This window comes from Neisseria sp. HMSC078H04 (genome assembly GCF_001838135.1).
GTDB lineage: Bacteria > Pseudomonadota > Gammaproteobacteria > Burkholderiales > Neisseriaceae > Neisseria.
In genome coordinates, this window is record NZ_KV835849.1 from 107,754 (window position 1) to 122,121 (window position 14,368).

11 protein-coding genes are annotated in these 14,368 nt (G+C 51.2%); 8 read left to right on the forward strand and 3 right to left on the reverse strand.

The features are described from left to right. Positions 1 to 53 precede the first annotated feature (53 nt). From panC to HMPREF2560_RS11460, 5 genes are all read left to right on the forward strand, one after another. Entirely contained in the window at positions 54 to 890 is an 837-nt protein-coding gene (gene panC, locus HMPREF2560_RS06190; RefSeq protein WP_070608183.1) for a pantoate--beta-alanine ligase, read from the forward strand. A gap of 68 nt (positions 891 to 958) precedes the next feature. Further along, on the forward strand, positions 959 to 1,909 hold the full coding sequence (locus HMPREF2560_RS06195) for a DUF4424 family protein (protein ID WP_070608184.1): 951 nt from the start codon (positions 959 to 961) through the stop codon (positions 1,907 to 1,909). A gap of 97 nt (positions 1,910 to 2,006) precedes the next feature. Continuing rightward, positions 2,007 to 4,607: a DNA mismatch repair protein MutS gene (mutS, locus tag HMPREF2560_RS06200; protein WP_070608185.1), complete on the forward strand. Its 2,601-nt coding sequence runs from the start codon at positions 2,007 to 2,009 to the stop codon at positions 4,605 to 4,607. Positions 4,608 to 4,644: 37 nt separating this feature from the next. Beyond that, positions 4,645 to 5,019, forward strand: a complete 375-nt coding sequence (locus tag HMPREF2560_RS11455) for a DUF5672 family protein (RefSeq protein WP_070608186.1) — start codon at positions 4,645 to 4,647, stop codon at positions 5,017 to 5,019. Between the two features lie 17 nt (positions 5,020 to 5,036). Next, the gene (locus tag HMPREF2560_RS11460) at positions 5,037 to 5,495 is read left to right on the forward strand and encodes a DUF5672 domain-containing protein (protein WP_070608187.1); all 459 of its coding nucleotides are present in this window, start codon (positions 5,037 to 5,039) and stop codon (positions 5,493 to 5,495) included. Between the two features lie 43 nt (positions 5,496 to 5,538). On the opposite strand, the gene HMPREF2560_RS06215 is transcribed toward HMPREF2560_RS11460, so the two are convergent. After that, a complete protein-coding gene (locus HMPREF2560_RS06215) occupies positions 5,539 to 6,375 on the reverse strand; it encodes a DUF4198 domain-containing protein (RefSeq protein WP_070608188.1) in 837 nt (278 codons plus the stop codon). A gap of 252 nt (positions 6,376 to 6,627) precedes the next feature. On the opposite strand from HMPREF2560_RS06215, the gene HMPREF2560_RS06220 reads away from it, so the two are divergent. The 3 genes from HMPREF2560_RS06220 to HMPREF2560_RS06230 all read left to right on the forward strand — a co-directional run bounded on the left by HMPREF2560_RS06220 (position 6,628) and on the right by HMPREF2560_RS06230 (position 9,654). Then, positions 6,628 to 7,671 (forward strand): sulfate ABC transporter substrate-binding protein, encoded by a 1,044-nt coding sequence (locus HMPREF2560_RS06220; protein WP_210385473.1) that lies wholly within the window; start codon positions 6,628 to 6,630, stop codon positions 7,669 to 7,671. Between the two features lie 77 nt (positions 7,672 to 7,748). Continuing rightward, complete coding sequence (dinB, locus tag HMPREF2560_RS06225) at positions 7,749 to 8,807, forward strand: DNA polymerase IV (RefSeq protein WP_070608190.1); 1,059 nt, start codon at positions 7,749 to 7,751, stop codon at positions 8,805 to 8,807. A gap of 115 nt (positions 8,808 to 8,922) precedes the next feature. Next, positions 8,923 to 9,654, forward strand: a complete 732-nt coding sequence (locus HMPREF2560_RS06230) for a phosphoadenylyl-sulfate reductase (RefSeq protein ID WP_070608191.1) — start codon at positions 8,923 to 8,925, stop codon at positions 9,652 to 9,654. 59 nt (positions 9,655 to 9,713) lie between these two features. On the opposite strand, the gene recB is transcribed toward HMPREF2560_RS06230, so the two are convergent. Continuing rightward, the gene (recB, locus tag HMPREF2560_RS06235) at positions 9,714 to 13,370 is read right to left on the reverse strand and encodes an exodeoxyribonuclease V subunit beta (RefSeq protein WP_070608192.1); all 3,657 of its coding nucleotides are present in this window, start codon (positions 13,368 to 13,370) and stop codon (positions 9,714 to 9,716) included. Positions 13,371 to 13,646: 276 nt separating this feature from the next. Next, the gene (locus HMPREF2560_RS06240) at positions 13,647 to 14,360 is read right to left on the reverse strand and encodes a S24 family peptidase (protein WP_049322698.1); all 714 of its coding nucleotides are present in this window, start codon (positions 14,358 to 14,360) and stop codon (positions 13,647 to 13,649) included. Positions 14,361 to 14,368: the final 8 nt, after the last annotated feature.

Genomic DNA, 14,368 nt, shown 5'->3' on the forward strand with positions numbered 1-14,368 from the left:
GCGCGTGATTTCCGTTGATGAAACGGCGGCAAAGATAAAGGATTTTTCAAACCATGCAAATTATTCATACGATTAAAGAATTGCGCGAGTGGCGCAAAACTGCCGGAAAAGTGGCATTTGTGCCGACCATGGGCAATCTGCACGAAGGCCATCTTGCGCTGGTGCGCGAAGCGAAAAAACGTGCCGATAACGTTGTGGTCAGTATTTTTGTCAACCGCCTGCAATTCGGACAAGGCGAAGATTTCGACAAATATCCGCGCACTTTGCAACAAGATGCCGACAAATTGGCAGGCGAGGGCGTTGCCGTCGTATTTGCACCTGATGAAAAAGAGCTGTATCCGAATGTGGAACAGCGTTTCAATGTCGAGCCTCCGCACCTGCAAAACGAATTGTGCGGCAAATTCCGTCCGGGCCATTTCCGCGGCGTTGCGACTGTTGTGACTAAGTTGTTCAACATTGTTCAACCCGATACCGCCTGTTTCGGTAAAAAAGACTATCAGCAGCTGGCGATTATTAAAGGCTTTGTCGAAGACTTGAATTTCAATATTGAAATCGTCCCGGTCGACACCGGCCGCGCTTCAGACGGCCTGGCACTTTCCAGCCGCAACCAATATTTGAGCGAAGCAGAGCGCGCAGAAGCGCCACGCCTCTATCAAGAGTTGCAAAACATTGCCGCCGCCCTGAAAAACGGCAATCTGGATTACGCTCAGCTTGAGGCCGAATGTATCCGCCGTTTGACCGATGCCGGCTGGGTGGTTGATTACGTTGAAATCCGCCATGCACAGAACTTGGCAGTGGCTCATGTCGGCGATAAAGAATTGGTGGTGCTTGCCGCCGCCCGTTTGGGTACCACGCGCCTGATTGATAATTTGGAAGTGGCTTTGGCTTAAAACCAAGCCGCTGTTAAAGGCCGTCTGAAACCTGTTTTTCAGACGGCCTGTTTCAAAGGGGTTAAATCATGAAACAAAAAGCTTTAATCTTGCTTTTTCTGCTGGCTGGGGCCGCTCATGCCAATGACAGTATGGGTACGGTCAGTACAAGCGGCATCAAATATCTGAAAAATCCGCATATCGATATGCAGAGCGAAGATTTGCACATCAGCGAAAAGCAAATCCGCGTGCATTACAAGTTTAAAAACACCTCCTCGCAAGACATTACTGAAACTGTTCTTTTTCCTTTGCCCATCGTTCCTGCGGCTACAGTTTCCGACTTTGCCGACACCAAGGGCTTGGTTGACAGCTTCCGCATTTACGCCGACGGCAAACCTGTCCGCCCGCAAGCCTACGTCCGTGCCTATTTTGAACGTAGTAACGGAACGTTGGTGGATGTAACCGCCGACTTGAAAAAATGCGGTTTGAGCGATCAGGAGTTGATGCACCCATGGACGCAAAACAAAGATATCGAAAAGCTCAATAAGAAAATTCGTACTTGCAGCTCGCCTAAAATCAAATCCTTGCTTCCAGCCAGCGAATTGAACACAATGGGCTGGACGTATTGGTCGGCGCAGATTATTTACAGCTGGAAGCAAACCTTTAAAGCCAACGCTGTAACCGAAATCAAACACCAATACACCCCGTTGGTTGGCGGCAGCTTCCTGCCTTCGCTCAAAGCCAAAGACAGCAAAGCATTCATAGATGAGTACTGTATGGATGAAAACTTCCTTAAAGGCTTTAAAAATGTGAAAGAAGCTACGAAGGTCTATCACCATTTGGGCTATGTCCTGACCACAGGTGCCAACTGGGCAAAACCTATCGGTAAATTCACTTTGACCATAGACCGCGAGCCCAATACTGTGTTGTCACTCTGCTGGGACAAATCCTTGCGCAAAGTAGGGCCGAACCGCTTCCAAGCAGTCAAAGAAAATTTCCTGCCGAAAAAAGACTTAGATATTATTTTCGTTTATGACTAATCTTATTCGGCACATATAAAAGGCCGTCTGAAAGCTTATTTAGGTTTTCAGACGGCCTTTTGTTACAATAATACTTTTGCGTTTCTAAGGCTTTTCCATGTCCAAACCCACCGTTTCCCCGATGATGCAGCAGTATCTCGCTATCAAATCGCAACACGCCGACAAGCTGGTGTTTTACCGTATGGGCGACTTTTACGAGTTGTTTTTGGATGACGCGGTGGAAGCGGCAAAGCTGCTGGATATCACCCTGACCACGCGCGGGCAGATGGACGGCGTGCCGATTAAGATGGCGGGCGTGCCGTTTCATGCGGCGGAGCAGTATCTTGCGCGACTGGTTAAGATGGGCAAAAGCGTGGCGGTGTGCGAGCAGGTGGGCGAAGTCGGCGCAGGCAAAGGGCCGGTGGAGCGCAAAGTCGTGCGCATTGTGACGCCCGGCACGCTGACCGACGCGGCGTTTTTGGAAGACAAGGAAACCAACCGCATCGCGGCGGTGAACGCGGATAAAAAACACATCGCCATCGCATGGGCATCTTTGCAAAGCGGCGAATTCAAAACCAAGCTGACGACGGCGGACAAACTCGCTGACGAGCTGGCGCGTTTGCAGGCGGCGGAAATCCTGTTACCTGACGGTAAGAGCCTGCCTGACAGTTTTCAGGCAAACTCAGCCAACATCACGCGCCTGAACTCGTGGCAGTTTGCCGCCGACGCCGGCGAGAAGTTGTTGACCGAATACTTCGGCTGCCAAGACCTGCATGGCTTCGGTTTGGACGGCAAAGAACACGAAGCCGCCGTCGGTGCGGCGGGCGCGCTGCTGAACTACATCCGCCTGACGCAAAACCTGATGCCGCAACACCTCGACGGTATTTCGCTCGAAACCGACAGCCAATATATCGGTATGGACGCCGCCACGCGCCGTAATCTCGAAATCACGCAAACCCTCTCCGGCAAAAAATCGCCGACCCTGTTTTCCATACTCGACGGCTGCGCCACTCACATGGGCAGCCGCCTCTTAGCACTTTGGCTGCACCACCCCTTACGCAGCCGCGCCCATATCCGCGCCCGCCAAGAAGCCGTTGCCGCGCTGGGTTCGCAATACGAAACCCTGCAAGGCCGTCTGAAAAACATTGCGGACATCGAACGCATCGCCGCCCGCATCGCCGTCGGCAACGCCCGTCCGCGCGACCTCGCCGCCCTGCGCGACAGCCTGTTTGCCCTGACCGAAATCGAACTGTCCGCCGAGGGCAGCAGCCTTTTGGAAACCCTCAAAGCCGTTTTCCCCGAAACCCTGCCCATTGCCGAAACCCTTAAAGCCGCCGTGATGCCCGAACCTGCCGTTTGGCTCAAAGACGGCGGCGTCATCAACCAAGGCTATTGCGCAGAACTTGACGAGTTGCGCCACATCCAAAACCACGGCGACGAATTCCTGCTCGACCTCGAAGCGCGCGAACGCGAACGCACTGGCCTCTCCACCCTCAAAGTCGAGTTCAACCGCGTCCACGGTTTCTACATTGAGCTTTCCAAAGTTCAAGCCGAACAAGCCCCCGCCGACTACCAACGCCGCCAGATCCTGAAAAACGCCGAACGCTTCATCACCCCCGAACTCAAAACCTTCGAAGACAAAGTCCTGACCGCACAAGAGCAGGCATTGGCATTGGAAAAACGCCTGTTTGAAGCCCTGCTGAAAGAAGTTCAGACGGCCTTGCCTCAGCTTCAAAAAGCAGCCAAAGCCGCCGCCGCCCTCGACGTACTTTCTACGTTTGCCGCCATTGTGGCAGAACGCGGCTTCGTCTGCCCCGAATTCGCCGACTACCCCGTCATCCATATCGAAAACGGCCGCCATCCCGTCGTCGAGCAACAAGTGCGCCACTTTACCGCCAACCACACCCGCCTCGACCACAAACACCGCCTCATGCTCCTGACCGGCCCCAATATGGGCGGCAAATCCACCTACATGCGCCAAGTCGCCCATATTGTACTCATGGCGCACACCGGCAGCTTCGTGCCTGCCGATTCAGCCCAAATCGGCCCCATCGACCAAATCTTTACCCGTATCGGCGCATCGGATGATTTAGCCTCCAACCGCTCCACCTTCATGGTTGAAATGAGTGAAACCGCCTACATCCTCCACCACGCCACCGACCAATCCCTCGTCCTTATGGACGAAGTTGGTCGCGGCACTTCGACTTTTGACGGCCTCGCTCTTGCCCAAGCCATTGCCGAACACCTGCTGCAAAAAAATAAATCCTTCAGCCTCTTCGCCACCCACTATTTCGAGCTGACCAAACTGCCCGAAGCCCACGCAACAGCAGTCAATATGCACCTCTCCGCACTTGAACAAGGACAGGACATCGTCTTCCTCCACCACATCGAACCCGGCCCCGCCAGCAAAAGCTACGGTATCGCCGTTGCCAAACTCGCCGGCCTGCCCAACCGCGCATTGAAGGCGGCTCAAAAGCATTTAAACGATTTGGAAAACCAAGCCGCCGCCAACCGTCCGCAGTTGGATATTTTCAGCGCCATGCCGTCTGAAAATAGGGAAGATGAGGAAGGGAAAGAACAAGAAGTTGAGCCTATCGATAATTTGCAGACCAATGAATTGGCTGAAGCTTTGGCGCAAATTCAGCCCGACAACCTCACGCCGCGCGAAGCCTTGGATGCCTTGTATCGTTTGAAAGATATCTGCAACAAGGTGTCGTAAACAACGCAAAGGCCGTCTGAAACAGGAGAAACATATAATGAGTTTTACTGATATTACCGTGGTTGGTATTACCGGCGCAGATTCTTATACCGAGGGCACGATGTATGCCATTATCCGCAGCTGTGCCGAATTGCCCGGTAGCCGTGGATTGCTGATCAGCCCGAGTTGTCCGCAAGGTTTGCCGGAAAATATCCGACATCAGCCTTGCCGGAAATTCGGTTATCTGGAATACAATCTGTTTGTTTTGTACCAACTGATGTATTACATCGAAACCGATTATTGTTTGATTGTTCAAAATGACGGCTGGGTGTTAAACGGTCAAAACTGGCAAGATGCCTATCGAGAATATGACTATATCGGCGCACCTTTGCCGATTTTGTTGGAAACCGAAGCAGACGGGCAGTTTTCCTGAAGGGAACCGACCAATATTTGGCCAAACAACATCTGATTCAGACTTCTCCGAATTTGGACGAGCCGCAGAACGGCGGTTTCAGCCTGCGCAGCAAGCGGCTTTTAACCATGCCGCGACAGCTGGGCTTAAATGTAGAAATCCGGCCGCCTTTGCCGCCGGAAGACGGAAAAATTGCCGGTATGGAATGGCTGATACGGCTGCACCACGAAGATATGTTTTTGACGGCGCAACACCGTTATAGATTGCAGGACTTGGGTTTGAAATTCGCGCCTCCGAATATTGCTACGCAATTTTCTTCAGAAGTACCGTTTATCAATCAAATGAGGAATGTCCCTTTAGAGCGCGTCTTTGGGGCGCACTGGATGGGCAATGTGGTCTTGACCGGCTGCAACCGTGTCCGGTTTGCCCAATTGAATGAGGATAAATTGGAAACATACTCCCATTTTTTTAGAAATTTGGGTTATGAATGTGAATAAATTAAGGCCGTCTGAAAGTTCAGACGGCCTTTTTTAATGGTTGTTAATGTTGATGATGGTGGGCATGGCGTGCAGCCGCGCGTTTGGTACCGACAGGAACGACCAGCGTTGCGTAAGCTTTGTCTTGTTGGCATACGCTTTTATCGCTGTAATCGGTCTCGTTCACCACTTTGATTTTCCACAAGCCGTCAATCAGCGTAATCACATTGACCACGCCGTTTTTATCGGTTTTGCCGGAGAAGCCTTGAGGCTCGCGGTGGTCATGGGTCGATTCCAAGTCCATTTCGGCCAAAGTGTCCGAGCTGGCGGTAACGGTGGCTTTAACCAAAGGCTCGCCTTTGTACAGGACTTTGACCGGCAAAATGCCGCCGGCTTTGACTTCGTTCGGATTTTGCAGCGGAACCAGTTCCAGCTCTTGGCCGATAGGGCGGGTCAATACTGCTTCATCGACTGCGCCGTTGCCCACTTGGACAAAGCTTTTGCCGAACATTTGTGCCTGTTCGCAATAGGTGGCACCGGCCAGCTGCTTCAAGGTTTGCTGTTTCCAGCCGTCTTGGTTTTTCGACCAGAAAGTCGGTTGGTAGGTCGCGCTGACCCAGTAGGAGCCTGCGGGCAGGGCGGCTTTGGAAACGTATTGATAGTTTTCGCCCTTATTCACCAAATCAACGGTTTTCTTTGAGCTGTCGGTCAATTGCAGCGGTTTGAAAATATGCACGCGGTCGTCGGCGATTTTTTCGACATTGGGGAAGTCGTGGCTGTAACCCAAATCCGCATGCAGGATTTTGCCGGCAGGCTGATGTGTCGGTGCGGCCACCCAAACATCGTGTGCCTGTGCCACTGCGCCCAATCCCAGCAATCCTAAAAGCATCCATTGTTTCATAGTTTCTACACTCCATCTTTCGATTATTGAATAAAACGCCTAATGATTCGGCGAATACGAACGGTACTCTTTTTTATTAATTTTGTAAATAATATGGTTTAGATTTTATAGTTATAAATAATTATTTTTTGATTTCAGACGGCCTCGGTTTATATAACCAAAACTGATAAACCCAAAAGCAAACATTATTTCCCGTTTGCCTCCGATCCCGATAAAGTATCGCCATACTTTTAATAGGAGCCGACCATGAATATCCGTACCCTTTCTTTTGCCGCATTGACCGCCGCGCTGGCGTTGAGTGCCTGCTCTCCCAAAAACGAACAATCTGCCGACAATGCCGCTTCCGCAGGCAAGGGCGGTAATGTGAAGCTGTTGAACGTCTCTTATGATGTCGCACGAGATTTTTATAAAGAATACAATCCTTTGTTTGTTAAAGAATATGCTGCGAAAAACGGCGGTGCAACGGTTGAAGTCCAACAGTCGCACGGCGGCTCCAGCAAGCAGGCTTTGGCCGTGGCCAACGGTTTGGCTGCCGATGTGGTGACCATGAACCAGACTTCCGATATCGAGCTTTTGGTGAAAAAAGGTTTGGTCAAAGCCGATTGGAACACGCGCCTGCCGGACAATGCCGTGCCTTATACCAGCAACGTCGTTTTCTTGGTGCGCAAAGGTAATCCGAAACACATTCAAGACTGGGGTGATTTGTCTAAAGACGGCGTGCAAATCGTTTTGGCGAACCCGAAAACCACTGGCAACGGCCGCTACGCCTTTTTGGGTGCGTATGGTTATGGTTTGAAAGTCAATAACGGCGATGAAGGCAAAACCAAAGATTTTGTGGCTGCATTGCTGAAAAACACGCCTGTGTTTGAAAACGGCGGCCGCGCGGCAACGACGACCTTCAGCCAACGCCATATCGGTGATGTTTTGGTTACCTTTGAAAATGAGGCCAACTACGTCAGCAAAAAGCTGACCCAAGACCAATTTGAAATCGTCTATCCGAGCTACACTATTCTTTCCGAAGCGCCGGTTGCCGTCGTGGACAGCGTAGTCGATAAAAAAGGCACACGCGCCGCTGCCGAAGCCTATCTGCAAAACCTCTGGAGCGAACCGGCCCAAGAGTTGGCCGCCAATCTTTACCTGCGTCCGCGCAATGCGGAAGTATTGGCGAAACACAAAGCCGATTTCCCTGAGATTGAGACATTTAATCCGAATGAGAAATTCGGCCCGTGGGAAGAAATCATGAAAAAATTCTTTGCCGACGGCGGATTGTTTGACCAGCTTTCCAGTAAAAAATAAGGCTTAAACATAGAGGCCGTCTGAAACTTCAGGCGGCCTTTTGTTACAATAAGCCTTTTTCTTATCCACCTTTTCCTATGTCCCAACGCAAAATCATCCATATCGATATGGACGCATTCTACGCTTCGGTAGAACTACACGAGCAGCCGCACCTGAAAGGGCTGCCTGTCGTTGTGGCGTGGGACGGTACGCGGTCGGTCATTTGTGCCGCTTCTTATGAGGCGCGCAAATTCGGTTTGCACTCGGCCATGTCGGTGGCAACGGCGAAAAGGCTGTGTCCGCAGGCGGTGTTTGTGCCACCGCATTTCGATTTGTACCGCCAAGCGTCGGCGCAGATTCATGCCGTGTTTCGGCGTTATACCGATTTGATTGAGCCTTTGTCTTTGGACGAAGCCTATTTGGATGTTACCCGAAATTTTGAAAATATCCCGTACGCTAGCGAGGTGGCCAAACGCATTCGTGCCGAAATTTTTGAAGAAACCGGTTTGACGGCCTCCGCAGGCATTGCACCTAATAAGTTTTTGGCCAAAATCGCTTCTGACTGGCGCAAACCAAACGGGCAGTTTGTGCTGCCGCCGAAAAAAATCATGGCGTTTTTGGAGAGCCTACCGTTGGGTAAGATTCCCGGTGTCGGAAAAGTTACGCTGAAAAAGATGAATGCCCTCGGTATGCAGACCGCTGGCGATTTGCGCCGTTTTGAGCGCGGCGAACTTTTAAACCATTTCGGCCGCTACGGCTACCGCCTTTACGATTTGGCACGCGGTATCGACGAGCGGCCGGTCAAAGCCGAACGCGAACGCCTGCAAATCTCAACTGAAATTACCTTGCCCGAAGATTTGTCTTTGGCGCAGGCTTCAAGCCATTTACCGCACCTTGCCGAAGACCTTTGGCGGCAAATCGAATGTAAAAACGTCGAAGCCAAAGGCGTTACCCTCAAACTCAAAACCCACGATTTCCGCATTATTACGCGTTCGCTGACGTATTCTTCCGTCCTTCCCGACAGCGCCTCGCTGCTTCAGGCGGCGCATACTTTGCTGCAACGCATACCGCCGCAACGCGAAGACGCCTTCCGCCTGATCGGTATCGGCGTGAGCCATTTACTGCCGAGAAACCAGCAGCAGACGCTTTGGTTATAAAGAAATAGAAAAGCATTCTTTCCGTTTAAAGATAGGGCGCAGGACAATATTGTTCCATAACCATATCGGCAGCCGTTTCAACAGGCCGTCTGAAAATTATTAGGAACAACCAGCCATGTCTTTATTCCGCCCACAATTCTGGAAAATCCCCGAAATCAGCGATGCCGAACGCCGCCGCCTGCCTAAATTGGCTACTGCTTTGGAGCGCCGTTTGCAAGACATTGCCGCGCGCTATCCGCAAGCCGTATTCGCATCCAGCCTTGCGGTTGAAGATATGGTCATTACCGATGCCGTGTGCCGTCTGAAACTGCCCATCCGCATCATCACGCTCAATACGGGCAAGCTCAATCCCGAAACCGCCGCGCTGATTGCCGAAACCAATGCGCGTTATCAAACTGAATTGGAAGTGTTTTATCCCAACCAGCAAACCGCCGATGAATTTGAAGCGGAATTCGGCACGACCGCCATGTACGACAGCGTCGAGTTGCGTCGCCGTTGCTGCCATATCCGCAAAATCGAACCGCTCAACCGCGCTTTGCACAATGCCCCCGCATGGCTGACCGGACAACGCCGCAGCCAGTCCGAAACGCGCAGCGAATTGAATTTTGAGGAGCTGGATACGGGCCGCAACATCGCCAAATTCAATCCTATTTTCGATTGGGAAGAGCAGGATATTTGGGCATATGCGCACGAGCACCAAGTTCCGCTCAATGCGCTTTATCATCAGGGCTATCCCAGTATTGGGTGCGAACCCTGCACGCGTCCGGTCAAGTTGGGTGAGAATATCCGCGCCGGGCGATGGTGGTGGGAAAGCAAAGACAGTAAGGAATGCGGTTTGCACAAATAATCAAAGGCCGTCTGAAAACATTTCAGACGGCCTTTTTGACGGTTTAACAAAATGATTTATCAAGAATTTGTTTTTCGTTCAACGAAAGTGGAAAGCAGGGCGGTATCGATGTCCCATTTCCAAATACCTTGATCCGAGCCGTCCATGCCGCGCAGGAAGAGGTAGCGGATGGCGATTTTAGGCAAGGGCTTGCCGCGCAGGGCATAGTAGCGCGCGATGGCAACGGCGTAGATCAGGGCTTGCAGGTAGTAGTGATGATGCGCCACGGCTTCGTTCATCGCCTGTTGCGTGTACGCGCTTGCATCGTTGCCCAAATGGTTGGATTTGTAGTCGATTAAAACGACATTGCCGTCTGAATCTTGACAAACCATATCGATAAAGCCGTTTAAATAGCCTTGCAAATCATGGAAATCAAGCAGTTGCGCGGCTTGGACACATTCGGGTGGAAGGTTTGCTTCGCTTGAGGCAAACCAACGGCGCAAGTCGTCCAGTTTGAAATCATCCATGTACAGGGTGAACCCCATTTCGGGTAGGCGTCGGGTTGGCGGAATCTGCGACAGGCTCTCGCCGATTAAAGGCGTTAGGCGGCAGGTATCGAGCATGGCGCTTACCGTCGGCAGCCATTTGTCTTCAAAGCTGTGGCGTTGCAGAACTTCGGCAATCATTTCGGATTGGCTCTCGGCAGAGGCGGCGAAGTCGAGTTTTTCCAGCATTTCATGCAAACATACGCCGGCATTGGTGCCGCGGGGGAAATGGTGGATATCGAGGCCGTCTGAAAGTGGGGGCGGCAGGTTTTCAGACGGCATGGTACGGTCTGCGCTTTCTGCCGGGTCGATGGTAGGTTGCAAAGGCTCGTGTTGTTCGTCAGTTGACTTGGTGTGCCGGCTCAAACCGGTAAAGCTGGTGTGGCGGATAAAGTCAAAATTGCGACGTTTGATGCTATGTGCGCTCAAGGCTTGGTCTTGCTGGCGGCTGTATTGGTAGATGGTTTCCGGCGGGACTTCTTCCGTGAAGGCAAACTCCGTATTTTCAGGCGTGTTTGTGATAAAGCGTTGCCAGTTGGTTTTGAGCATTTCCACAACGTCTGTCGCGCTTTTATAGCTTTGGCTGACGCTTTCGCGGCCGGCATCCGGTAAACCTTCGAGCAGATAGGCAAAAGGATTATTTGGCGTACAGTTTTTATTGGCGGCGGCGTAGATGTTGAGCTGTTCTTCGGCGCGGGTAAGGGCGACATAAAGCAGACGTAAATCTTCTGCCGTCTTTTCATCGGCAAGGTGGCTTAGTTCTGCTTCCGAGGTTTGCGATTTTGCCAGTAGCTCGGTTTCGTGGCTTTCAGTATGCAGGATTTTCCAGTTTTCTTTGGAATTGTCTTTGGTATCCCACGCGAAGGGGCAGTACACCAAAGGATATTGCAAACCTTTCGACGCGTGCATGGTAACGATTTTGACCAGTTTTTCGTCGCTTTCAAGACGGATGGTTTGCGCGTCTGATGGGAAATGGCCGCTGCGCGCACGGCTGATTTGTTCGCTCAGCCATTTATGCAGGGCGGCAGGGTTGCGGCTTTGGCTGTCTTCTTCGGCCAAAAGCTCCAGAATTTGGTAGTAGTTGGTCAGGCTGCGTTCGTTGCCGCCTTTGAGCAGGCGTGTTTCGATGTCATGTAGGGCGGCAAACTGCTGCACGGCAGCAAAAATGCCGCCTTTCCGCCATTTTTCCATGGCTTGGGCAGATGACTCCAGCCATTTCAGCAGCTGGTGTTCGTTGTGGTTGAGTTCGTAAATCTCTTTGGCGGTATAGCCGAACAAAACGCCGGTCAAGACAAAGCGCAGCCAGTCGGTTTGCCTTGGGTTGAGCCAAAAGCCGATCAGCGCAGACAGCGAGTCGGCCTCGGCGGAATCGAAAACGGACTGGCGCGACAGCAACACGCTTTGGATACGGCGCTGTTTCAGTTTACCGGCAATCATCGCCGCTTCGTTGTTGGTGCGCACCAAGACGGCAATATCACCGGATTCCAACGCGCGGCCTTTAAAATTCAGACGGCCTTCGGCTGCTTCATTGAGCGCAAAGGCAATTTCATCGGCGCAATATTCGGCGGCACGGCCTCGAAAAATTTCTTTGCCGGTTTGGTCGTCCGTATTGAGCCAGCGCACTTGGATGGCGGGGCAGTGTGGCGACAGCCGGCTTTCGGCGCGGCTGGCGGAGACATCGCTGTAATCGATGTTTTCCAAGACGAAGGGGTGTTTTTTTTGTTTGAACAAGGCGCTGATGCCGTTAATCAGCTTGGCATGGCTGCGGTAGTTGACAGCGAGGGTGTAATGCCTGTCCGCATCTTGCGCGGCTTGCAGATAGGCGTAAATGTCCGCACCGCGAAAGCTGTAAATCGCCTGCTTGGGGTCGCCAACGAGAAACAGCGGGCAGCCTTGTTCGATAAAAATTTGGCGGAAAATTTCGTATTGCAGCGGGTCGGTATCTTGGAATTCGTCAATCAGCGCGATTTCCCAGTTTGCCGCCGCCGCTTTTGCCAACGCGTTGCCGTGTTCATTGGTGGTCAATGCCTGATGGACATCCAGCAGCAAATCATCAAACACGCGCTCACGGCGTGATTTTTTTTGTTCGGCAATGGATTGGTTGATGTAGGAAAGGAGGTCGAGTTGCAGGCAGATGAAGACTGCTTCTTCCGCGCTTTCCATTGCCTGCAAATCACGACCGAGATTAGCCAAGGCTTGCAGCTGAATAATTTCCGGCGCATCGGCATCGGCTTTATATTCTTTTTTTAGTTTGCTGTTGAGTGTATCGATACTGAAGAGGCTTAATTTCCCTAGCGTTTGTTTGCTCAGGCGGGGCAGACGGCTGGATTCGGCGTTTGTTTTTAAATCGGTAAAAACATTTTCAAAGGTTTTTCTTTTGTAGGTTTGGCCATTAAGTTTGGGGAAGATTGCCCAAAACGCTTTTTCCAAGTCTTCCAACTGGTTGCAAATTTTTTCCCATGTTTCTTGAAGCTTGGTTTGGGCTTCTTTTAAATCGCCTTCAGGCCGTCTGAATTTCAGATAGGGGCGGCCGGTATAGCTTTTGATTTCGGCAAGCATTTCTTCGGGCGTGCATTTTCGGTCAAAAACCAATTGTGCCAATGTGGCATCGGTTGCCACTTTTTGCCGCCAAAAGTCTTGCGCAGGAATCAGCAGCCTCTCGCGCGAGTCGTCCGACAGCTCGACATCCAAAGGCGCGCCGCACAAAAACGCGTAATCGCGCAAGACGCGCTGACAGAAGCCGTGGATGGTGTAAATCGATGCGTTGTCAAACTGGCTCAGGGCGGCTTTTAGGCGGAGAATCAGGCGATGGCAGCTTTCTTGTCCGTCTTGCTCGCCTAAAGCCAAAGGAATCAAGCGATTGAGAAAGTCATCGGGAGATTTTTTCTCTTTTTCGTAATATATGTTCAGGCCGTCTGAAATATGTTCTGGCTTGCCGCCCAAGGTTTGGATTTCGTTCAAAACCTGCAACACTTCGTCCAAACGCGCGCGCAAACGGGTTTTCAGTTCTGCCGTCGCCGCCTTGGTAAAGGTAACGACCAGAATTTTCTCGATGTCTTTTTTTTCTAAAACAATCAGTCGGGTAAAGAGCGCGGCAATGCCGTAGGTTTTACCCGTACCTGCAGAAGCTTCGATGAGGTTGGTGCCGTCGATGGAAAGTGTGAGCGCGTCAAAAGGAAGGGCGGAAGACATGGTTGGAACGGAATAATATTAGCGAGGCATTATCATAACAGAGATAGTGCGTCGTTTTGCATTGATGATAAAATGTGGGGGACTGTTAGTTTTTGCACAAGGAACAAATAGAGTAAAAAAACGCTGAAATCTTCGAAAGACGTGGATTTCGGCGTTTTTTTGTATCCGGAAAAGTTACGCCAGCTTTTTCACAAAACCGTGCCGGAATGCACGGTTTTTTGTTGAAAGCTGACGGGATTGGGAATTTTTTAAAACTATTTTAAGAGGGTTTTAAAATCAGTTTACGGTACGGCCAAACCATTCTACCCGGCCGATGATGGCTGTATCGGTGTTGTCGGCTGTGAGGTCGATTTCAAAAGGCTCGTAAAGTGGATTGGCGGATTTAACCAAGAGCCGGCCGGGCAGGCGTTGGATGTTTTTGACGAACAGGTCGTTTCCTATGCGTAGGACGTACAGGCCGTCGCGCGGCTCGGTTTCGGCGTGGTTGATTAGGATGTTGTCGCCGTGGTTCAGGATGCCTTCCATGCTGTCGCCTTTGACGGCGATTACGGAGAGCTTGTCTGTCTGCCGGGTAACGTAGTTTTCTATCCAGTATCTCCGGAAAGCCATGCAGAATAATGGTTTTTCATCATTCACTGCTTGTCCATGCCCTGCTGCCGCTTCTACGCTGTATCGCGGGATAAAGACAAACTCACGCAGATCAACCGGATTGCCCAAGGTATCCACCGCGCCTGAGCCGGTATTGGATACCGGGAATGCTCCAACGTTCTCCGGTCTTGATTTGTCAGCAAACGGCAAACCTTTGCCGGTCAGTAACCAGTTTAAATCACAGCCGGTAACTTCTTGAATTTTTATAAGTGTTTCAGCCTTTGGCAAACCATCTTTAGCAAATACCTTATTCAGTCCCATGTAGGACATATCTATCTTGGAGGCTATATCCTCCAATGTCGAATCCGGCCATAAAAGCTGAAGTCTGCTTTTAAAAGTCATGTGTTTCT